Consider the following 21,443-nt stretch of genomic DNA (forward strand, 5'->3'; position numbering starts at 1 on the left):
GCTCCTTTAATTTGAGCTGCCCAATGTAACAGCTTCTTCAGGGTTTTCTTCCCACTCGACACTGCCCCGGTACGCGTGCCAGCTGGCATGACCCAGCCACGGCCCCACCACGATGATGCTCAGCGCCCAAGGCCACAAGGCCGCGAGCACCAACACGCTCAGCAGCAGGCCCCACAGCAGCATCACGCCCGGGTGCGAGAAAACCACCCGCATGCTGGTGATCACCGCCGAGATGGCATCGGTGTCACGGTCCAAAATCATGGGAATGGACACGACCGACAGGCCATAGACCAGCGCGGCGAACACGCCGCCGACTGCCAGGTAGACCATCAGGAACTCGATGTTTTGCGGGTTAAAAACCGCCTCGATCACCCCCGTGGTGGAGGGCATGCCGGTGTTGAAGAACACCGCAAACACCACGAGCGACGCCCTGCCCCACAGCAGCTCCAGCACCATCAGCACCAACACCAGCATGGCCATGCTGCGGATGTGTTGGTCCCAGCACATGAGCGATGAGGCCATGTCCGGCAACTCACCGCGCTCGCGTTTGCGGCTGACCTCGTACAAGCCCATGGCCATGAACGGCCCCACCAGCAAGCAGCCGGAGATCAAGGACAAGGTGTACTCGGGCTTGTGCTTGAACACCAAGGCCAGCACCTGCGCCATGCCCCAAAAGCACAGGCCATAAAACAGCGCAATGCCCGGGTGGTGGCGCATGTCCTTCAGGCCGCGTGACAGCCAGCGAAAAGGGTCTGCAAAGCCCAAGGGCCGCATGTGCGAGCGCGGCCCCACGGGCGGGGGCGGCACATAGGGCGTGGCCATGGTGGGCAGGTCTGAATCTTGGGCGGCTTCAAGAGTCTTGACGTCGGCGTTCATGGGGAAGGTCAATCTGAAAATACACAGGCTTTCAGATTACCCCCACCGGTAGGCTTTGACCAGTCAGGAAACCCCCAAGGGCGCGTGTTCTGGGCCACAAAAGTGCCCACACTGTCACCTGCGTGATCAGGCCATGGGCAAATGCGCCTGCGCGGCTTGATGCAGGTCAAGAATCAAGTCCTGCGCCGACTCCAGACCGGTTGAAAAACGCACCAGCGTGCCCGGTTTCAAATGACCGGGCCAAGCCTGGCGCATTGAAGCGATGTCGTAAGGGACCACCAGGCTGACGGGGCCACCCCAGCTGTAGCCGATCTTGAAGAGTTTCAGGCCGTCGCAAAACGCGTCCACCTGGGCTTGGCTGAAACGCGCATCGATCATGACGCTGAACAGGCCCGCTGCCAGGCCCGTGCCCGGCTCGCGATCGCACAGGGCTTGCCAATGCGCGTGACCGGGTGCGCCTGCAAAGGCCGGGTGCATCAGTTGCGCGCATTGCGGCTGGGCTTGCCACCAGGCGGCCAGAGCGCGGGCGGTCTGGTCGTGCGCGGCATAACGCAGTGCAATGCTGGGCAAGGAGCGCAGCACGGTTTCGGCGTCGTTGGCCGCCACGCCCAGGCCCAGGCGCATGTGGCAAAGCTTGATTTGGAGGTGCAAGGCCGCGTCGCGCGTGATGACGCTGCCCATCAGCACGTCACCACCGCCACTGGGGTATTTGGTGAGCGCATGGGCGCTGATGTCTACCGCCAGGCTGCCCTCGCCGCCCGCGCCATCGCCCAGCAAATCAAAGGCTTTAAACGCCAGGCCCGCGCCCCAGGTGTTGTCCAGGGCGCAGAAGACGCCGCGCTCGCGGCAGCGGCGCACCATCTCGGGCAAATCGGGGAACTCCATGCTCACCGAGCCAGGCGCTTCGAGCCACACCAGGCGCGTGCGCTCGGTGATCTGGCGGGACAGATCCTGCGGGTCCATCGGGTCGTAAAAGCGGTGGGTGATGCCGAAGTGGCGCAACTCGCCATCGGCCAGCGCCTTGTTGGGGCCGTAGGCGTTGTCCGGAATCAGGACTTCGTCGCCGGTCTTTAAAACCGACAAGGCCACCAAGGCCAAAGCCGCCAAGCCACTGGGCACCAGCACACATTGCAGGCCGCCTTCGAGGCTGCACAAGCGCTCTTCGAGCAAATAGGTGGTGGGCGTGCCGTGCAGGCCGTAGGTGTAGGCCGATTTGTCTTTCCACTCGCGCTGGCGCATGTCGGCCACAGTAGGAAAGTAAACCGTCGAGGCCTTGAACACACCGGGCTGGGGCGCATCGAATCCGGCGGGCGGGGTGTAGGGGTGGTGAATCAGGCCGGTGATGCCGGGCATGGCGGGCGGATTTTGATGGTCTTTTTGCATTCAGACATCCTAATGCAAACAGCCTCCCAAAACTGTCACCGAGGGAGGCTGTTGAAGGTCAACTCAGGGAAAATCCGAAGCGGCTCAGACGCGCCACTTTTCGAGCAGTTTTTCGGGGCGCATGCTGTCGTACGGCTCGAAAGGCTGGTGGATCCAGGGGTTCGTGGGCAGGTCCTCGATCGAGTAATCGGGCTTGAAGGTGGACACACCTTTGGTCCAGATCACGGCGGTGCGCAATTCAGTGACAGGCTTGTAGTTGTTTTTCAGCTGGTCCACCACCGCGCGCAGGGTGTGGCCGGTGTCGGCCAAATCGTCCACCAGCAAAACCTTGCCGGCGATTTCACCTTTGGGCGTGGTGATGAAGCGTGCGATGTCCAAATGGCCCTGCACCGTGCCTGCGTCAGCGCGGTAAGAGCTGGTGGACATGATGGCCAGCGGCTTGTCAAAAATGCGCGAAAGGATGTCACCAGGGCGCATGCCGCCACGGGCCAGACACAAGATGGTGTCGAACTGCCAGCCGGACTGGTGGATTTTGATGGCGAGTTTTTCGATGAGGTTGTGGTACTCGTCGTAGCTCACGTACAGGTGCTTGCCGTCTTCGGTCAACATGGGGTCACTCCAAAAAATCAGGGGTTGAGATCGATGGGTTTTGCGGACTGAAAAAAATCAGGCGGCAAAGGGGTTGTGCAGCAAGATCGTGTGGTCACGGTCCGGGCTGGTGGAGACCACATGCACGGGCACGCCGGTCACCTGGGCAATGCGGTCCAGGTAATAGCGGGCCGTGGCGGGCAGCTTGTCCATCTCGGTCACGCCCACGGTGGTCTCGGTCCAGCCGGGAATGACTTCGTAGATGGGCTTGCAGCGGGCAATCTCGTCCGCGCCCATGGGCAGGATGTCGATGGTTTCGCCGTCGAGCTCATAGCCGGTGCACAACCACAACTCTTTCAGACCATCGAGCACGTCGAGCTTGGTGATGCACAAACCACTCAAACCGTTGACCTGCGCGCTGCGCTTGAGCAAGGCCGCATCGAACCAGCCGCAGCGGCGTGAACGGCCGGTGGTCACGCCTTTTTCAGCGCCCACGGTGGACATGTGGTAGCCGGGGGTGCCGGGGGTTTCCCAGTCGAGTTCGGTGGGGAATGGGCCGCCGCCCACGCGGGTGCAATAAGCCTTGGTGATGCCCAGGATGTAGTGCAGCAAGCCCGGGCCCACACCCGCACCGGCAGCGGCATTGCCGGCCACGCAGTTGCTGGAGGTCACAAACGGGTAAGTGCCGTGGTCCACGTCGAGCAAGGTGCCTTGCGCGCCTTCGAAGAGCAAATTGGCACCGGCAGCATGGGCGTCGTTCAACTCGCGCGACACGTCGGCCACCATGGGCAGCAAGTCCTTGGCGTAAGCCATGGCTTCGTTGTAGGTGCTGTCAAAGTCCACGGGCGAAGCGCCCAAGATGTTGACCAGGATTTCGTTGTGCAAGGCCAGGTTCTCGCGCAGCTTGGTGGCAAAACGCTCGGGGTATTTGAGGTCTTGCACGCGCAGGGCACGGCGCGCCACTTTGTCTTCGTAGGCAGGGCCAATGCCGCGGCCGGTGGTGCCGATTTTGGCGGTACCGGCTTTTTCCTTGGCGGCTTCGCGGCCCACGTCCAATGCGACGTGGTAGGGCAAGATCAGCGGGCAGGCCTCGCTCACGCGCAGGCGCGAACGCACCTCGACACCGGCTTTTTCAAGGCCTGCGATTTCTTCGAGCAGCTTGGGCACGGACAGCACCACACCGTTGCCGATGTAGCACTTGACGCCTGCGCGCATGATGCCGCTGGGGATCAGGTGCAAAGCGGTTTTCACGCCATTGATCACCAAGGTGTGACCCGCGTTGTGACCGCCCTGGAAACGCACCACGCCTTGGGCGCTTTCGGTCAACCAGTCGACCAGTTTGCCTTTGCCCTCGTCGCCCCATTGGGTGCCCACGACGACCACGTTACGGCCTTGCAACTTGTTCATGCTTGAAATGTTCTTTCTCAAAGAGCCTGTACCAACCACTGCCCTGCCGCTTCAACAAGTTCGCGGTCGCAATGGAATTCGTCCACTTCGCTTTCGTGGCCTGGCAAGACGCAGACCACGGTTTCGCCCCGGCTGCGCAGCGCCGCAATGGCCGCGCGCAAGGAAGCCGAGGGGCCCCAAGGGGCGCGGATGGCGGCACGCAAAGCCAGAGGCTCCACGGCGGCCACCAATTCTTTCAAATCGAGGCTGAAACCCACGGCCGGCCGGTCGCGGTCAATGCGGTGCCCAAAGACCGCGCCCACGCCGTCGTAGCGCCCGCCACGGGCCAGCGCATCCGATGCGCCTTTGGCATAAATGGCAAAGCGAATGCCGCTGTAGTAAGCGTAGCCCCGCGAATCGCCCAGGTCAAAGCTCACGGCCACGCCCGGGATTTGCTCGGCCAACCAACGCAGCTGCGCCAGGGCTTGGGTGATTTCGGGGTGATCGGGCAAACGCGCTGCCGCCCGGTCCAGAACGCTGATGTCGCCATACAGATCGACCAGCGCCAAGAGGCCATCACGCGCAGCGGGTTGCAAACCGGCGCTCAACCGGGCCAAGGCCGAAGCGTCCTTGCTGGCCAACGCCGCATGGATGGCGTGGCGCTGTTCTTCGCTCAAGGCCTGGCCCTGCAGCAATCGGTTCACGATCCGGGCATCGGCCAAGTCCACCTGCAGCCCCGTGGCGCGGCCAGCGGCCAGGCAGTCCAGGGCCAGCTGCAGGATTTCCAGATCGGCTTCGGGGCCGCCATGGCCGTAAATTTCGGCGCCCAGCTGCAGCGGCTCGCGGGTGGCGTGCGGGCGTGCCGGGCGGGTGTGCAACACCGGGCCGCAGTAGCAAAGACGGGTCAGGGATGTGCGGCCCAGCAAGTGGGCGTCGATGCGGGCCACCTGGGGGGTGGTGTCGGCACGCAAACCCAAGGTGCGGCCGGAGAGTTGGTCAACCAGTTTGAAGGTCTGCAAATCCAGGGCTTCACCCGTGCCAGTCAGCAGGGATTCCAAATGCTCCAGCAGCGGCGGCATCACCAGCTCGTAGCCATAGCCACGGGCGGTGTCCAGCAGTTCGCGGCGGAGTTCTTCGATGTGGCGTGCCTCGGAAGGCAAGACATCGGCAACGTGATCCGGGAGGACCCAAGCAGACATGAGGGGATGGGGGGAGACGGTTAAAAACGAGATTTTACCGGGTTGACAGGCGCATTTCCGGCAAAGAGATTGGCAAATTGTCCAAATCCAGTCCACCAGCGAAGAACAGAGCCGATCCGGGCTGAACGAAAGCCCACAGGTGTCAGGCCAGCAACCAGATCACCAGCAGGCCGAAGACCACCATGAACATGCCGAAAAATCGGATCTGCCCTTCCTGGAGTTGGAGCATTTGCTCAAACAGACTTCGCCACCTGCGTGGCGAAATCATGGGCAGCAAACCCTCCAGGATGAGCATCAGGCCCAAGGCCATCAGGAGGGTGTCGAGCAAGATTTACTTCCGGGCAGGGGCACCGCCTGGTGTGCCGCGCATGCCTTTGAAGAACTCGGAGCTGCCGGGGTCCAGCACCATCACGTCGCCCTTGCTGTTGAAGCTGGACTTGTAGGCCTCCAGGCTGCGGTAGAACTGCGCAAACTGCGGGTCGCGGCCAAAAGATTCGGCGTACAAACGGGCCGCTTGGGCATCGCCCTCACCCTTGATCTTCTGGGCATCGCGGTAGGCGTTGGCAATCGTCACCTCACGCTGGCGGTCGGCGTCGGCGCGGATTTTTTCACCCTCGGCACCACCGGTTGAACGCAGTTCGTTGGCCACGCGCTTGCGCTCGGCTTCCATACGGCGGTAAACCGATTCGGTGATGGTGTCCACGTAATCGGCGCGCGTGATGCGCACGTCCACCACGTCCACGCCCCAGGGCTTGGCGCCCCGCACCACAACCAAAACGTCTTCCTTGACATCGTCCATGAGTTCTTCACGCTTGAGCGAGAGCAATTCCTTGACGGTGCGTTTGTTGATCTGCTCCTGGAAGGCGTTGCGCACCACGCGGTTGAGCTGGTTGGTGCCGGCCTTCTCGTCCAGACCCACGTTGCGGATGTAGGCCTGTGGGTCGGTGATGCGCCAACGCACATACCAGTCGATCACCACACGCTGCTTTTCAGCCGTGAGCATGGGCTCGTTGTCGGGGCTGTCCAGGGTGAGCAGGCGCTTGTCGATGTAATTGACGTTTTGCAGAGGGGGCGGCAGTTTGAAGTGCAGGCCCGGCTCGGTGATCACTTCCTTGATCTGACCCAAAGCGTAGACCACGCCAAATTGGCGTTGGTCCACCACGAACAATGTAGAGCTGAGCAGTGCGAACACCACCAGCAAACTCGAAATCCACAATCCGATGCGATTCATTGTCTTGTTCCTTATCGTGGATCGCGGCTACGCGAACGCTCGAGGTCTCGGGAGCGGGTATCCACCGTGCCGTTGCTGCCTGCGTTGGCAGGGGCTGCGGGCACATCCATGGCGGGCGGGGCCACTTGCGTGACCTGTTGCATGATTTTGTCGAGTGGCAAATACAAGAGGTTGGAGCCTTGTTTGCTGTCCACCAGCACCTTGGTCACGCTGCTGTAGATCTGCTGCATGGTGTCGGTGTACATGCGGTCGCGCATGACCTGGGGCGCCTTCTGGTACTCGGGCAAGATGGACTTGAAGCGCTGCGCATCACCTTCGGCTTGCGCCACGATGCGTTCACGGTAAGCATCGGCCTCTTCCTTCAGGCGCGAGGCGGCACCTACGGCACGCGGGATCACGTCGTTGGCATAGGCTTGTGCTTCGTTTTTGGCGCGCTCACGCTCTTGGCCAGCTTTGAGCACATCATCAAAAGCGGCCTGCACCTGCTCGGGCGGACGCACACCGCCTTGCTGCAAGTTGATGCCCACCACTTCGATACCGACTTTGTAGCGGTCCAGGATGACTTGCATTTTTTCACGCACACGGGGGGCGATCTGGTCGCGCTCTTCGGCCAGCGCCGAGTCCATCTTCATTTTGCCCACCACCTCGCGCACAGCAGTTTCAGCGGACTGAACCACGGCTTCGGTCGGGTTGCGGCTTTCGAACAAATAAGCGCGTGCATCGTTCAAGCGGTACTGCACGGCGAATTTGATTTCAACAATGTTTTCGTCTTCGGTCAGCATGGCCGACTCGCGCAGTCCAGTGGCCTTGATGATGTTGTCACGGCCAATGTCGACCGAGCGGATCTGGGTCACGAACACCAGTTCATGGCGCTGCACGGGGTAAGGCATGCGCCAGTTGAAACCCGCACCCACCGTGGAGTGGTATTTGCCAAACTGGGTGATGACGGCCTGCTGACCTTCTTGCACGATGAAAAAGCCGGTGGCCAACCAGACCAGCAAGGCACCGCCCAAGATGACGCCGATGCCCAGGTTCTTGATGAAGGCCGGGATTTCGGGTCCGCCCGAACCACCGCCCGAGCCGCCAGGGCCTTGGGGACGCTGAGGGCCGCCTTTGCCGCCAAAAATCTGACCCAGCTTGCGGTTGAAATCACGCCACAACTCGTCCAGATCGGGTGGGCCGCTTTGCTGCTGCTGAGGGCCGCGACCGGGGGGTTGCTGCCAGGCATCGGGCTTGGGGCCGGGTGGTGGCACGTCGCCCGTTGGCTTGTTGCCCGAGTCGCCGGAAGATTTGTCATCGTCGCGACCCCAGCGTGGGTCGTTCAGATTGAACATGCCTCGTATCTTTGCGGGCAGCAAGGACCATCGCAGGGCTGGCAGGTGAAAATTCATGGTTCTTTGTCTTTGTCTGGATGACGAAACAGCATTGTGCCGAATTTAAGGGCCACTCAAGGCAGGTCACCGGGATATTCCCGGTCCAAGTCACGGGGATCGGGCTCGGGCGACTCGGCCGCTGGCAGGGCCGCCTTGACGATGTCAGACAGCGCCGTGCGCAAAAGGGCCAGGCCCTCGCCGCTTCTTGCGCTCAGGAACACACGCGGCACAGGCTCGCCATCGAGTTCGTACTGGTCCTGCATCTGCAAGGGGTAACGCTCGGCGGCCAGTGCATCGAGTTTGTTGAAGACGAGCAGTTGCGGCACCTGATCGGCACCGATCTCGGCCAGCACTTTTTGCACCTCGGCCATCTGCTCCGGAAAATCCGGGTTGGCCGCGTCCACCACATGCAGCAGCAAATCGGCTTCGGTGGCCTCTTGCAGTGTGGCCTGGAAGGCTTCGACCAAACCGTGCGGCAAATCACGGATGAAACCCACGGTGTCCGACAAGGACACCGAGCGGCCCGCCTCGCCCAGGTACAGCTGGCGCGTGGTGGTGTCCAAGGTGGCAAACAACTGGTCGGCCGCGTAGGCGCGGGCCTTGACCAGGGCATTGAACAAGGTGGACTTGCCCGCGTTGGTGTAACCCACCAGCGAAATATTGAAGGTGTCGCGTCGCTCGCGCTGGCGGCGCTGGGTGTTGCGTTGCTTTTTGACCTTGACCAAACGCTCTTTGATTCGCTTGATCGAGTCGTTGATCATGCGGCGGTCCAGCTCGATTTGGGTCTCGCCCGGGCCACCCCGCATGCCGATGCCGCCGCTTTGGCGCTCCAGGTGCGACCATCGGCGCACCAGGCGGGTGCTCAGGTACTGCTGGCGAGCCAGCTCCACCTGCAGCTTGCCCTCGTGGCTGCGCGCACGCTGGCCAAAGATTTCCAGAATCAGCAAGGTGCGGTCATTCACCGGCAAACCGATGTGGCGCTCCAGATTGCGCTGCTGCGCCGGGCTCAGGGACTGGTCGAACAAGACCTCGACCGCCCCGTGCATCAGGGCCAATTCTTTGATCTCGTCGGCCTTGCCGCTGCCCACAAAAAGCGCCGGGTCCGGGGCCTTGCGTTTGCAGGTCAGGCGTGCCACCGGCTTCAAGCCGCCGGACTCAGCCAAAAGGCCAAGTTCTTGGAGCTCAGCATCAAAATGCGGCAGCCCAAAGTCAACGCCGACCAGTAAGGTCGGCGCGGCTTGTTGGGAAGATTTTTCAGACAATGTCAGCAACCTGCAGCGGCGGCGTCATGCCGCCGGGCGAGCAAAAACCGCATCAAGCGGTGATTTCACCCGTTTCGGGGGTGCTGAAGGTGACGGAACGACCAGGGACGATGGTCGAAATGGCGTGTTTGTAAACCATTTGGGTGACGGTGTTGCGCAGGAGGACGACGTACTGGTCGAAGGATTCGATCTGGCCTTGCAGCTTGATGCCGTTGACCAAATAGATAGAAACCGGCACATGCTCGCGGCGCAGTGCGTTCAGGAAGGGGTCTTGCAAAAGTTGACCTTTATTGCTCACGATATTCTCCGTGTTCAGAAGTTTTGAAGCCTTGACCTTACCACAGGGTAAGGGCCTGACTCGCAGCAAAAAATGAAATCCACAAATCTCAGCTGGATTCTTTATCAGCAAAAGGATTTGTAGATGTTTTCATTTCAATTCGCAAGGGCGTGCCGGACAGGTTGAAGGCCTTGCGAAAGCGCCCTTCGAGAAAGCGCTTGTAGGTGTCGGTGACGTGTTCCAGGGAATTGCCATGGATCACGATCACGGGCGGGTTCATGCCGCCTTGGTGGGCATAACGCATCTTGGGGCGGAACATGCCGCCGCGCTGCGGGCTTTGGAACTGCACCGCTTCGAGCAGCAAGCGCGTGAGGATGGGCGTGCTCATCTTGCACATGGCCGATTTGTGGGCTTGCACAATCGAGTTCCAGACCGGTCCCAAACCCTGGCGCTTCTTGGCCGAGATGAAGTGCATGTTGGCAAAGCTCAAAAACGGCAAACGGTTTTCAATCGAGCGTTGGACCAACTGGCGCTGGTATTCGTCGATCGCGTCCCATTTGTTCACCGCCAGCACCATGGCGCGGCCGCTTTCCAGCGCATAACCGGCGATGTGGGCGTCCTGATCGGTCACGCCCTGCTCGGCATCGAGCAAGAGCAACACCACGTTGGCCGACTCGATGGCCTGCAGGGTTTTGACCACCGAGAACTTCTCGATGGCTTCAAACACCTTGCCTTTGCGGCGCAAACCGGCCGTGTCAATCAGCTCGAACTTCTGGCCTTGGCGCTCAAAGGGCACACTGATCGCGTCGCGCGTGGTGCCTGGCATGTCAAACGCCACCAGACGCTCTTCGCCCAGCCAGGTGTTGATCAGGGTGGACTTGCCCACGTTGGGGCGACCGGCCACCGCCAGTTTGATGACCGAAGGGTCTTCCTCGGTCTCTTCGGGTTCGTCGGGCAGATTGAGCGACTCGAAAGCCAGCTCGACCAGTCCGCGTGTGCCCTGCCCGTGCGCGGCCGAGATGGCGATCACCTCGCCCAGGCCCAGCTCATAGAACTCGGTCAGTTGAATACCTTCGAGCATGCCTTCGGCCTTGTTGGCCACCAGCAAACAAGGTTTGCCGATCTTGCGCAGGTATTTGGCAATGTCGTGGTCTTGCGCGGACAGCCCACCTCGGGCGTCCACCACAAAAATGACGATGTCAGCCTCGGCCACAGCCTGCTGGGTCTGCTTGGCCATCTCTTTGTAGATGCCGCTGCTGGCATCGGGTTCGAAACCGCCCGTGTCAATGACGATGAATTCCTGACGGCCTTGTTTGCCGTTGCCGTAATGGCGGTCGCGGGTCAGGCCCGCAAAATCAGCCACGATGGCGTCCCGGCTCTTGGTGAGTCGGTTGAACAGCGTGGATTTGCCCACATTGGGGCGGCCAACGAGGGCCAGTACAGGTTTCACTTAAAAATTTTCCGATCCATCATTCAGGGCGAAATCCGAAGACGCCCCCGGTGCGTGTCACCACCACCAAAGTCTGACCCACGGCCACAGGGCGGCCTGTGATGGCGCTGCCATCGGTGCCGATGCGCTGCAGGGGCTGTCCGTTTTGGGGCGACAGTGCATGCACCCAGCCCTCCTGATCCCCCACCACCAGGGCTTGACCCCAGGCCAAAGGCAGGCTCAGCCCCCGAAAACGCAAAGCCTCTTGTGTCCACAGCGGTGCACCCGATGTGCGCTGCCAAGCCTGCAGCTTGCCATCGGACTCGACGCCCCACAGGGTTTGGGCGTCACCGTCCAGGCCTTGGTGACCATTGGCGGGGCGGCTCCAGGCCATGCGGCCGTTGGTGGCGTCAACACAGGACACCGACGTCTGGAACGCGCGCACGCACACCGAATTGCCCACACGGCTGGCTCCGGCCACCAAGTCGACCAAGCGTTCGACTTCGTTGGTGCCGCGGGTGCTGCCCACCAGGGTTTCCCAGCGCACAGTGCCCGTCAAAGGGTTCAAGGACGCCAGACGCCCGCCCCAGCCGACCAGCAACTGGTCGCCCACGGGCATCAACAAGCCGGCCTGGCGCAAGACCAGCGGGTCACCCGGGCGCTGCTGTGTCCAGAGTTTTTGGCCCGTGGCCCCATCAAAAGCGCTCACAGCGCGGTCGCCTGTCAAGACAAACACCCGGGCACCGGCCACCAAAGGGGGCGTGTAAGACAGGGCGGGCAAAGGCTGACGCCAAATCACACGGCCGGACTCGACAGCAACGAGTTCGTTGTTGCGGGTGACCACAGCAAAGCGCTGACCATCACCGCCAACGCCCGCCTGAATGGGCGCGCCCAGGTTCAGACGCCACACATCTCGACCGCTGCCCGCATCGACCAGGGCCAATTGGCCGAGGCTGGAGGCCACGGCCAATTGCTGGCCATGCACCGAGGCCATGAGCGGGGTGCTGACCTCACCGATTTGGTTGGTCCAGGCTTTTTGCAGCTTGAACGTGCCGCTGACAGCTGGCAAAGGTGCAGGTTGTGGTTTGTCAGGCGCGCTGGAGCAAGCCGACAACACACCCAGGCTGGCCACAGCCAACCAACGGGTCCAGGCAGAGGTCAACGAAGGTGTCACTTGGCGGTTCCTGTGGCAGTGGCCGAGTCGCCTTGAGGGTCCTGGCCTAAGGCATTGAGCTTGGCTTGCACCAAGCGGCGGTAATCCGGGCTATCGGCCAATTGCTGCCAAGCGCTTTGGTAGGCACTGAGAGCTTCGGCTTTTTGGCCTTTGGCCTGCAGGACATCACCACGCAAATCGGCGGCCAAACCGGCCATGGCGGGGGTAAACGGCGCGCTCAGCTGGGCCAGCGCTTCGTCATTCGAGCCCGCATCGACCAAGAGGGCCGACAGGCGCAAACGTGCGATGTCGCGGTAAGCCGGATCGGGCGCGCCCTCGGCCACCCACTTCAGGGCAGCGCGGGCTGCCTCAGGCTTGTCTTTGGCCTGCAAAGCCTTGGCCGCCAGCAAGGCGGCCTGGTGTGCGTAATGCGTGCCGCCAAACTTGTCCTTCATGTCGGTCAAGCTGCGCTCAACACGGGCCACATCCCCGGCGGTGACGGCGCGCTCGACCTCGTCAAACAGCACAGCCGCCTTGGCGGCCTGGTCGCGTTGCCAGTATTGGTAGCCGTTCCAGGCAGCATAGCCACCCAAAACGACGATCAGCACCCAGGAAATCAGGTTGCCGTACTTTTTCCAGAAATGTTTGATCTGGTCAAGTTGTTCTTGTTCTTCAAGGTCGAGGGCTTTGGCCATGGTGTGTCTGAATGAGGAGTGAGCGCATCAAAGCGCGGATTGTAGGCTGTGGGCCCAAACGGCCACAGTGTTGAGTGTCTCGGTACGCTGGGCACCTGCGCCGTCGCGCAGCGATTTGACCGCGACTTGGCCTTGGGCCAGTTCTTCGGCACCAAAAACCAGGGCAAAACGTGCGCCCGAGGCGTCGGCTTTTTTGAATTGCGACTTCATGCTGCCCATGCCATCACCACTGCCGGCGTGCATTTGGGCCGACACGCCGCAGGCACGCAAGGTTTGGAGCACCTGCATGGCCACGGGCAAGGCAGCCGCTTCAGGAATGATGGCGTACACATCGGGGGCCAGATCGGGCAAAGGCTCGCCCTGCTCTTTGATGAGTTCAAGCACGCGCTCAACGCCCAGCGCCCAGCCCACGGCGGGTGCGGATTTGCCGCCGACCTGCTCAATCAGGTAGTCATAACGGCCACCACCACAAATGGTGCCTTGTGAGCCCAGGCTGGTGGTGATGAACTCGAACACCGTGAGGTTGTAGTAATCCATGCCGCGCACCAAACGCGGGTTGATGCTGTAGGCCACGCCGTTCGCGTCCAGTATGGCTTTGACCGCGTTGAAGTGGGCCAAAGAGGCCTCACCCAAAAAGTCAAGCAAGCGCGGTGCCGACTCCACCACGCTTTGCATGGCCGGGTTCTTGGTGTCCAGAATGCGCAGCGGGTTGCTGTGCAGGCGGCGCTTGGCCTCTTCGTCGAGGACATCGCTGTGTTTTTCGAGGTGCGCGATCAGCGCGGCGCGGTGGGCCTGGCGCTCGGCGGGTTGGCCCAGGCTGTTGAGTTCCAGGCGCACGTCTTTCAGGCCCAACACCTTCCACAGGTCATTGGCCAACAAAATCAATTCGGCGTCGACCTCAGCCCCGCCAAAACCCAGCACCTCGGCGCCAATCTGGTGGAACTGGCGGTAGCGGCCGCGCTGCGGGCGCTCATGGCGGAACATGGGGCCCATGTAGTACAGGCGCTTACCGCCTTCGTACAGCAGGTTGTGCTCAACCACCGAGCGCACCAAACCGGCTGTGCCTTCGGGGCGCAGGGTCAGTTGCTCGCCGTTCAATCGGTCTTCAAAGGAGTACATCTCCTTTTCGACAATGTCGGTCACCTCGCCCAAGCCGCGCACAAACAAGGCTGTCGGCTCGACGATGGGCAAACGCACATTGCGGTAGGCGTAGCGCGCCATCAAAGCGCGCACCTGGCCCTCCAGCCACTCCCAACGCGCCGAGTCGGGCGGCAGGATGTCGTTCATGCCCTTGACGCCCACCAGCTTCTGGGCTTTGGCCGTTTTTTCGACTTTGGGGGTGTTTTCTTTCAGCGCTTCGCTCATTTTTGTTCTGCAGATCCGGAACCAAAACGGTTCTCAATGTAGTTTTCAACCAGCACCTGGAACTCTTGCGCGATGCCTTCGCCGCGCAAGGTCAGGCGCTTTTCGCCGTCGATGAACACCGGCGCAGCAGGCGCTTCGCCCGTGCCCGGCAAGCTGATGCCGATGTCGGCGTGCTTGCTCTCGCCGGGGCCGTTCACGATGCAGCCCATGACCGCCACCTTGAGGTTTTCCACCCCAGGGTAGCGCACCCGCCACACCGGCATTTGGGCGCGCAAAAAGTCGTCAATCTGTTTGGCCAGCTCCTGGAAGGTGCTGCTGGTGGTGCGCCCGCAGCCGGGGCAAGCCGTGACGCTGGGCACAAAAATGCGCAAGCCCAGCGACTGCAAAATTTCGGACGCGATCACCACCTCTTGCGTGCGGGCCTCTCCCGGCTGGGGCGTGAGCGACACGCGGATGGTGTCGCCAATGCCTTCTTGCAGCAGCACGGACAAAGCCGCGGCTGAAGCCACGGTGCCCTTGGTGCCCATGCCCGCTTCGGTCAGGCCCAGGTGCAAGGCGTAGTCGGTGCGGCGGCCCAATTCGCGGTAGACCGAGATCAAATCCTGCACGCCCGAGACCTTGCACGACAGAGCGATTTGGTCCCCATTGAGGCCCATGGCCTCGGCACGCTGGGCCGACGAGATGGCCGACGAAATCAGCGCCTCGTACATGACCTGACGCGCTTCCCACGGGTTGGCGCGCTGGCTGTTGGTGTCCATCAGATCGGCCAACAGCTCTTGGTCCAGGCTGCCCCAGTTCACGCCGATGCGGATGGCTTTGTTCCAGCGCATGGCCGCTTCGATCATCTGGCCGAACTGCACATCGCGCTTGTCGCCCTTGCCCACGTTGCCGGGGTTGATGCGGTACTTGGACAGCGCCTCGGCACACGCCGGGTAGTCGGTCAACAACCGGTGGCCGTTGTAATGGAAGTCGCCGATCAGGGGCACGTCGATGCCCATCTTGTCGAGCTGGTCGCGGATATGCGGCACGGCCTCGGCGGCTTCGGGGGTGTTGACGGTGATGCGCACCATCTCGGAGCCGGCAATCGCCAGCTCCTTGACCTGGATGGCGGTGCCGATCACATCCACCGTGTCGGTGTTGGTCATGGACTGCACGCGCACCGGGGCGCCGCCGCCCACGGTGACGATGCGCGAACCCCAGACCACTTGAGACTGGCGGCTGCGCCGCACAGCCGGGCGGGCGATGGCGATGGGGGTGGCGATGGGCTCGGGGCTCAGGGGCAGGTCTGCAGCGGACATGTTCACTCCTTCACTTCAAAACGCGCCACCGTCACCTGGGTGTGGGGCTTGAGGTCAAAAGGCTGGCCGCGCAGCGTGGCGGTGACCACTTGGGCACGGCCCACCACCACACTGACCGGCAAGGGACTTTGGATGCGGGTGCTTTCACCACCTTTGACCACACCGCTCCAGACCACCGCTTTTTGCGCGTTGCGCACTTCCAGCCAGCTGTCGCTGGTGGCAGAAAACACCCATTCGGGGCCTGCGCCAGAGGGGGTAGAGGCAGCAGCAGCGCTGCTCGAGGGTTGGACAGGCGGGGCTTGCTGAACAGGCGGTGTCAAAGCCACAGCGGGTGCTGTGATCTGCGTGGTCGCTGAGGCAGCAGTTGCAGCGGGCGTTGGCGTGGAGGCATCGACCAAGGGCGCTGGCGAGCCCAGCACCAGCGCAGGCGTGGCCACCATGGGCTCGGTGACTTCTTGTGACACCGCCTCATCGGCCATCAAGGACTTGACGTCGTCCAGCCAGGCCCACTGCGACGGGGCGGGCAACCACAGGAATGCGCCAGTCAACAACACCATGAGGGCGGCACCCCAGAACACTTTGGATGAGGCCATGCGGCCCCAGGGAATGTTGCCGATGCCCAGTGAACCCTCGGGCTCAAGGGGCTCAATCGCGCTGCGCAGGGGCTGCAACTGGGCGCTCGTGTGCGGCAGCAGCGCCAAAATTGGGGCGGGGTCGGTTTGCAGATGGCGGCACACGCTGGAGGCCAGACCCCGGTAAAAGACCGGGCCTTTGCCAGGATCGAGCTCGTCGGACTCCAAAGCCTCGAGTTGGCGCACGGGCACCTTCAAAGTCACCGACAAAACCGCCAGGTGCATGCCCGCCTTCTGACGCGCCTCACGCAGCAACTGCCCGGCCGTCACAGCCACAGCCTTGGGCTGAGTGGGGCCGGATTCTGAAACGGACTCAGTTTTGAGGCTTGGTGTCATGTCGGGGCTCCGAAAAAGTCACAGCAGACAGGGGCACCAGCGAAATGGTGCGCTGCTCGGCCATGCGCGACTGGACCTGGGTGCGGTCTTTGACATCACCGGCCAACTGACCGCAGGCCGCATCGATGTCGTCCCCCCGGGTTTTGCGCACGGTGGTGACCAAACCCGCGTCTTGCAGCTGTTTGGCAAAGGCCTGTACGCGGGCCTGAGGTGAGCGCAGCAAGCCAGAGGCCGGAAAGGGGTTGAAGGGAATCAGGTTGAACTTGCAGCGCAGGCCCTGACGGGCGTGTTTTTGCACCAGATCGATCAGGGCGCTGGCATGCTCGGGCTGGTCGTTGACGCCGTCAAGCATGCAGTATTCAAAGGTGATGAAGTCACGCGGCGCATGGGCCAGGTAGCCGATGCACGCCTGCATGAGCTCGTCGAGCGGGTATTTGCGGTTGAGCGGCACCAGGTTGTCGCGCAGCGCATCAAAGGGCGCATGCAAAGACACGGCCAAGGCCACCGGGCAATCGCCCGACAAACGCTCGATCATGGGCACCACGCCCGAGGTGGACACAGTGACACGGCGGCGCGAGAGGCCATAACCGTGGTCGTCGAGCATGGCGCGCAAAGCGGGCACGAGCGCCGAATAGTTTTGCAGCGGCTCGCCCATGCCCATCATCACCACGTTGGAGATGACGCGGTCTGGGGTGTTGAGGTGCTTGCGCAAAAAGTGTTCGGCGAACCAAAGCTGCGCCAGGATCTCGCCCGTGGTGAGGTTGCGGCTGAAGCCTTGGTGGCCGGTGGAGCAAAAACGGCATCCCACAGCGCATCCGGCCTGGGATGAAATGCACAAGGTGCCCCGGTCGTCTTCGGGGATGAACACCGATTCGATGGCGTTGCCATCGCCCACATCGAACAGCCACTTGATGGTGCCATCAGCGGACATGTGCTGGCTGATCACGGGCAGCGCCGCAACGTGCGCGTGAGACTTGAGCTTTTCACGCAAGGACTTGGCCAAATCGCTCATTTGGTCAAAATCCGCAGCGCCCCGCTGGTGGATCCAGCGGAACAACTGGGTGGCCCGAAAGCGCTTTTCGCCCAGACCCTCGCAAAAAACGGCCAGACCTTCCAGGTCGAATTCGAGAAGGTTGGCCGTCATGGGGTCAGGGCGCAGGAGCGCTTGCGGTACGCGACGCGATCAGCGTGCGTACACGTTCATGCCGGGGAAGAAGAAAGCGACTTCAGCGGCAGCGGTTTCGGGCGCGTCAGAGCCGTGCACGGCGTTGGCGTCGATGCTGTCGGCGAAGTCAGCGCGGATGGTGCCTGCAGCGGCTTTCTTCGGGTCGGTTGCGCCCATCAGGTCGCGGTTTTTGGCGATCGCGTTTTCGCCTTCCAGGGCCTGGATCATGACGGGGCCGGAGACCATGAAGTCCACCAGGTCCTTGAAGAAAGGACGCTCTTTGTGCACGCCGTAGAACTGCTCGGCTTCGCCGCGCGAGAGGTGGGCCATCTTGGCAGCGACCACTTTGAGGCCAGCGGCTTCGAAACGGGCGTAGATCTGGCCGATGACGTTCTTGGCGACGGCGTCGGGCTTGATGATGGAGAGGGTGCGTTCGATGGCCATAGGATTTCCTGTTACGAAAGTGTTTGAAAGCATTTTTGCCCTGCAGCAAAGCCCACTATTCTAACCTGAGCGGGGCAGGCAAAAGGCCTCTGCGCTGCAGGGTCAAGGGGCTGTTGGCGCAGCGCGGTCAAGGCTGGGCCGCCAGCGGCCAAGCGCGCAGCCTCAGCGGCTTCGGCCACTGCCGCCTCGCCCGCCACGACCGGGGCCACCCGGGGTGTTTTTGAGGCGGTTGAAACTTTCCGCGCCAATGTATTTGGGCTCGCTTTTCGGCGCATCGGATTTGGCGTGCAGCCCGGAGCCCCCGGGGGCCTGGTTGGGTTTGGCCGCGGGCTTGGCGCGTGGCACAGCGGTGCCTGCCCTGCCCTGCCCGCCCGTGCGCGGTCGGCGGTCGTTGCGGTTGGTGCGTGTGGGCTGGTCGGTGACGGGACGGGGGCGCTCGCTGGTGCCCGCCGCGCGCATCAGCGAGCGGATGTCGGCCTCGTCCAGCTCCAGCCAGGCACCTCGGCGCAAGCCATGCGGCAGCACCATCGCGCCATAGCGGATGCGGATCAGGCGGCTGACCGCGTGGCCCACGGCTTCCATCATGCGGCGCACCTCGCGGTTGCGGCCTTCGGAGATGGTGACGCGGTACCAGCAGTTGGAGCCTTCACCGCCGCCGTCCTCGATGGAGCCGAACTGGGCCGGACCATCGTCGAGCATCACGCCGTCCAGCAGTTTTTGCTTTTCATCCTTGCTCAGAGCGCCTAGGACACGCACGGCGTACTCGCGCTCCAGACCAAAACGCGGGTGCATGAGTTGGTTGGCCAACTCGCCCGAGCTGGTGAACAGCAGCAGGCCTTCGGTGTTCAGGTCCAGACGCCCCACCGATTGCCATTTGCCGTTTTGCAGGCGCGGCAGTTTGCGAAACACTGAAGGGCGGTTTTGCGGGTCGTCGTGGCTGACGATCTCGCCTGCAGGCTTGTGGTAGGCGATCACGCGGGCGGGCGGCGGGTCGATGCGGATGCGGATCGGCTTGCCGTCGACCTTGATCTGGTCACCGTATTGCACGCGCTGGCCCACATGGGCGGGCTCGTTGTTCACGGCGATGCGGCCTTCGGTGATGAGTTTTTCCATCTCCAGGCGCGAACCCATGCCGGCCTGGGCCAGCACCTTGTGCAGTTTGGGCGAATCGGTCTGGGGGGCGAGCACGCGCTTGCCCAGGTCTTGCGCCACGTCTTCGGCCGCGCCCTCGTCGTCGAACTGGCCAGAGACCACATCGGCCAGGTCAATCGCTTTGTAAGGCGTGGGGGCGGTGGGAGGCACTGCGGCAGCACCCGGCTTGCGGGCGGCGTACACGCCAGGGCGCTGGCCCTGTGCGTTGGAGGAAGAATCGTTCATGAGGGGGTGTTTTCTTGGCCGGGGCCGGGGTTGGCAGAGGCTGCGTCAGGCAGATCGGCGTCGGAGGATGGGTCAACGTGCGGGTCGCTGGACGAGGGGGCGGACAGGTCGCTGTCAAGGTCGTTCTGGGGGGCGCTGGCGGCAGCGTCAGCAAGCGCGGCTGCGCTGGGCTGATCTGCCATCGTCAGCTCGGCCGACTCGGCCAGGGCCTGCTCAAGCGACAAGCTCGCTTGAGCAGGCGACTCGTCCAGCATGCCCGCCAGGGCCGACATGGGCGAATCGACCTGGGTCAGCAAAGGCAACTGGTCCAGCGAAGCCAGGCCCAGATCGTCCAGAAACTGGCGTGTGGTGGCAAACAGGCTGGGGCGGCCCACAGTTTCGCGGTGGCCAATGACTTCGACCCAGCCACGGTCTTCCAGCTGCTTGATGATTTGTGAGCCAATGGTCACGCCCCGGATGTCTTCCATGTCGCCACGGGTGACCGGCTGGCGGTAAGCGATGATGGCCAGGGTCTCCAGCACAGCACGGGTGTATTTGGGGGGCTTTTCGGGGTGCAGGCGGTCCAGATAGATGCGAAGCTCCGGACGGCTTTGAAAGCGCCAGCCGCTGGCCACGCGGGTCAGCTCCAGGCCTTTGCCCGCCCATTCCAATTCGAGGTCTTGCAGCATCAGCCGCAGGGTGTCAGCCCCGAGCGCATCGTCAAACAGCACGCGCAGGTCGCGCACGGACAATGGCTGGCCCGCCGTCAGCAGGGCCGTTTCCAGGACACGCTTGGCTTGCGCCGTATTCATGGTGTCGGTCTTTCGGAAAAAAACGCCTCACGGCGTGGTGGCAAAACGCCTCACGGCGTGTCGAAATGAAGGCGATGGTCGGTGCGTAAGCCCGCAATGGATGCCAGGCCAAAGCCAAGCCCAAGGCCATTCAAGGGATCAGATTGTAACTGAGGCCCAGATTTTGCATGGCCTGGGCCATGTCCTCGGGCAAAGCCGATGTCAGGTCGATGTGCTGGCCCGTGATCGGGTGCTCGAAGGCCAGCCGCCAGGCATGCAAGGCCTGGCGCGTCATGCCGCCCAGGGGCGCGCCACCGTACACCGCGTCGCCCAGCAAGGGGTGCCCCAGGTGCGCCATGTGCACGCGGATCTGGTGCGTGCGCCCCGTGTGCAAGGTGCATTGGACCAGGCAGCAGCGCTCGCCTAGGTCCAGCAGGTCGAAGGTGGTGGCCGCTGTTTTGCCCGATTGGTGGCTCAGGTCCACCACGGCCATGCGCAAGCGGTTGGCCGGGTCACGGCCAATGGCCGCTTCGAGCGTGCGCGGTGAGGGGCCCGTCCAGTGTTTGTGCCCCAAGGCCAGGTATTGGCGGTGCACTTGCCGCGCCGCAATTTGAGCCACCAGCGCGTCCATGGCTTGGCGCGTGCGGGCCACGACCATCAGGCCGCTGGTGTCCTTGTCCAGCCGGTGCACGATGCCCGCTCGGGGCACCTCAAAGGCTTTGGGGTCCAAGGCCAGCAGGCCATTGAGCAGCGTGCCGCGCCAATTGCCCGGCGCCGGATGCACCACCAAGCCCGCCGGTTTGTGAACCACGCGCAGGTGCGCATCTTCGTACACCACGTCGATGGGCATGGCCTCGGGCACAAAAGCTTGTGACTGCGGCGTGGCCCGCAAGGTGATTTGCAGTTGGTGCCCCAGCCGCACCTTGGCCGACACCTTGGTGGTGACGCGGCCATCGATCAGCGCCTCGCCCTGCTCAATGAGTTGCTGCAAATAACTGCGCGAAAACTCGGGCACCAGCTGCGCCAACACCCTGTCCAGCCGCTGGCCATGCAAAGCCACAGGCACGGCTGCTGTGCGCACTTCTTCCTGGACCGATTCGAGTGCGTGCTCAGCATCCTCGGCCAGCTCGCCGGGGTCATTCATTTCGGGGTCGGTCGATATAATCAAAGGGTTCAACAATCAAGGTGTCACAGATGCAAAGCT

The 21,443-nt window shown here is 62.6% G+C and carries 21 protein-coding genes; all 21 read right to left on the reverse strand.

All coding sequences use genetic code 11. The annotated features are described in order from the left end of the window. Nucleotides 1-6: 6 nt before the first annotated feature. Nucleotides 7-822, reverse strand: a complete 816-nt coding sequence (locus QZ190_RS02985; RefSeq protein ID WP_291913395.1) for a DUF2189 domain-containing protein — start codon at nucleotides 820-822, stop codon at nucleotides 7-9. Nucleotides 823-1,002: 180 nt separating this feature from the next. Continuing rightward, nucleotides 1,003-2,259 (reverse strand): PLP-dependent transferase, encoded by a 1,257-nt coding sequence (locus QZ190_RS02990; RefSeq protein WP_291913318.1) that lies wholly within the window; start codon nucleotides 2,257-2,259, stop codon nucleotides 1,003-1,005. An 84-nt stretch (nucleotides 2,260-2,343) separates the two neighbouring features. Continuing rightward, entirely contained in the window at nucleotides 2,344-2,868 is a 525-nt protein-coding gene (locus QZ190_RS02995; protein WP_291913320.1) for a phosphoribosyltransferase, read from the reverse strand. A gap of 57 nt (nucleotides 2,869-2,925) precedes the next feature. Next, complete coding sequence (locus QZ190_RS03000; RefSeq protein ID WP_291913322.1) at nucleotides 2,926-4,254, reverse strand: adenylosuccinate synthase; 1,329 nt, start codon at nucleotides 4,252-4,254, stop codon at nucleotides 2,926-2,928. Nucleotides 4,255-4,271: 17 nt separating this feature from the next. Next, a complete protein-coding gene (locus tag QZ190_RS03005; protein ID WP_291913324.1) occupies nucleotides 4,272-5,432 on the reverse strand; it encodes an ATP phosphoribosyltransferase regulatory subunit in 1,161 nt (386 codons plus the stop codon). Between the two features lie 142 nt (nucleotides 5,433-5,574). Next, nucleotides 5,575-5,760, reverse strand: a complete 186-nt coding sequence (locus QZ190_RS03010) for a DUF2065 family protein (protein WP_291913325.1) — start codon at nucleotides 5,758-5,760, stop codon at nucleotides 5,575-5,577. Nucleotides 5,761-5,763: 3 nt separating this feature from the next. Then, the gene (gene hflC, locus QZ190_RS03015; RefSeq protein ID WP_291913327.1) at nucleotides 5,764-6,663 is read right to left on the reverse strand and encodes a protease modulator HflC; all 900 of its coding nucleotides are present in this window, start codon (nucleotides 6,661-6,663) and stop codon (nucleotides 5,764-5,766) included. A gap of 11 nt (nucleotides 6,664-6,674) precedes the next feature. After that, nucleotides 6,675-8,054 carry an FtsH protease activity modulator HflK gene (gene hflK, locus QZ190_RS03020; RefSeq protein ID WP_291913329.1) on the reverse strand — a complete coding sequence of 460 codons (1,380 nt, stop codon included), beginning with the start codon at nucleotides 8,052-8,054 and terminating at the stop codon, nucleotides 6,675-6,677. Between the two features lie 56 nt (nucleotides 8,055-8,110). Continuing rightward, nucleotides 8,111-9,307: a GTPase HflX gene (gene hflX / locus QZ190_RS03025; protein WP_291913331.1), complete on the reverse strand. Its 1,197-nt coding sequence runs from the start codon at nucleotides 9,305-9,307 to the stop codon at nucleotides 8,111-8,113. 43 nt (nucleotides 9,308-9,350) lie between these two features. Beyond that, on the reverse strand, nucleotides 9,351-9,614 hold the full coding sequence (gene hfq / locus QZ190_RS03030; RefSeq protein WP_082431612.1) for an RNA chaperone Hfq: 264 nt from the start codon (nucleotides 9,612-9,614) through the stop codon (nucleotides 9,351-9,353). A 70-nt stretch (nucleotides 9,615-9,684) separates the two neighbouring features. Further along, the gene (gene der, locus QZ190_RS03035; protein ID WP_291913333.1) at nucleotides 9,685-11,025 is read right to left on the reverse strand and encodes a ribosome biogenesis GTPase Der; all 1,341 of its coding nucleotides are present in this window, start codon (nucleotides 11,023-11,025) and stop codon (nucleotides 9,685-9,687) included. A gap of 19 nt (nucleotides 11,026-11,044) precedes the next feature. Then, entirely contained in the window at nucleotides 11,045-12,178 is a 1,134-nt protein-coding gene (bamB, locus tag QZ190_RS03040) for an outer membrane protein assembly factor BamB (RefSeq protein ID WP_291913335.1), read from the reverse strand. Further along, nucleotides 12,175-12,852: a tetratricopeptide repeat protein gene (locus QZ190_RS03045; protein WP_291913337.1), complete on the reverse strand. Its 678-nt coding sequence runs from the start codon at nucleotides 12,850-12,852 to the stop codon at nucleotides 12,175-12,177. Before QZ190_RS03045 ends, bamB begins: the two co-directional genes overlap by 4 nt. A 27-nt stretch (nucleotides 12,853-12,879) precedes the next feature. Continuing rightward, nucleotides 12,880-14,217, reverse strand: coding sequence for a histidine--tRNA ligase (gene hisS, locus QZ190_RS03050; RefSeq protein WP_291913340.1), 1,338 nt, complete (start codon nucleotides 14,215-14,217; stop codon nucleotides 12,880-12,882). Next, nucleotides 14,214-15,515 carry a flavodoxin-dependent (E)-4-hydroxy-3-methylbut-2-enyl-diphosphate synthase gene (gene ispG / locus QZ190_RS03055; RefSeq protein ID WP_291913342.1) on the reverse strand — a complete coding sequence of 434 codons (1,302 nt, stop codon included), beginning with the start codon at nucleotides 15,513-15,515 and terminating at the stop codon, nucleotides 14,214-14,216. The genes hisS and ispG overlap by 4 nt, the downstream gene beginning before the upstream one ends. Before the next feature lie 2 nt (nucleotides 15,516-15,517). Continuing rightward, nucleotides 15,518-16,483: a helix-turn-helix domain-containing protein gene (locus QZ190_RS03060; RefSeq protein WP_291913343.1), complete on the reverse strand. Its 966-nt coding sequence runs from the start codon at nucleotides 16,481-16,483 to the stop codon at nucleotides 15,518-15,520. After that, a complete protein-coding gene (gene rlmN, locus QZ190_RS03065; protein WP_291913345.1) occupies nucleotides 16,461-17,627 on the reverse strand; it encodes a 23S rRNA (adenine(2503)-C(2))-methyltransferase RlmN in 1,167 nt (388 codons plus the stop codon). Before rlmN ends, QZ190_RS03060 begins: the two co-directional genes overlap by 23 nt. Before the next feature lie 39 nt (nucleotides 17,628-17,666). Continuing rightward, nucleotides 17,667-18,092 carry a nucleoside-diphosphate kinase gene (gene ndk, locus QZ190_RS03070; protein ID WP_062404397.1) on the reverse strand — a complete coding sequence of 142 codons (426 nt, stop codon included), beginning with the start codon at nucleotides 18,090-18,092 and terminating at the stop codon, nucleotides 17,667-17,669. A gap of 162 nt (nucleotides 18,093-18,254) precedes the next feature. Continuing rightward, on the reverse strand, nucleotides 18,255-19,469 hold the full coding sequence (locus QZ190_RS03075; RefSeq protein ID WP_291913351.1) for a pseudouridine synthase: 1,215 nt from the start codon (nucleotides 19,467-19,469) through the stop codon (nucleotides 18,255-18,257). Beyond that, nucleotides 19,466-20,260, reverse strand: a complete 795-nt coding sequence (gene scpB, locus QZ190_RS03080; protein WP_291913353.1) for an SMC-Scp complex subunit ScpB — start codon at nucleotides 20,258-20,260, stop codon at nucleotides 19,466-19,468. Before scpB ends, QZ190_RS03075 begins: the two co-directional genes overlap by 4 nt. A gap of 130 nt (nucleotides 20,261-20,390) precedes the next feature. After that, nucleotides 20,391-21,383, reverse strand: a complete 993-nt coding sequence (locus QZ190_RS03085; RefSeq protein WP_291913357.1) for an RluA family pseudouridine synthase — start codon at nucleotides 21,381-21,383, stop codon at nucleotides 20,391-20,393. Nucleotides 21,384-21,443: the final 60 nt, after the last annotated feature.

Source organism: Limnohabitans sp. (assembly GCF_017848645.1).
Taxonomy (GTDB): domain Bacteria; phylum Pseudomonadota; class Gammaproteobacteria; order Burkholderiales; family Burkholderiaceae_C; genus Limnohabitans_A.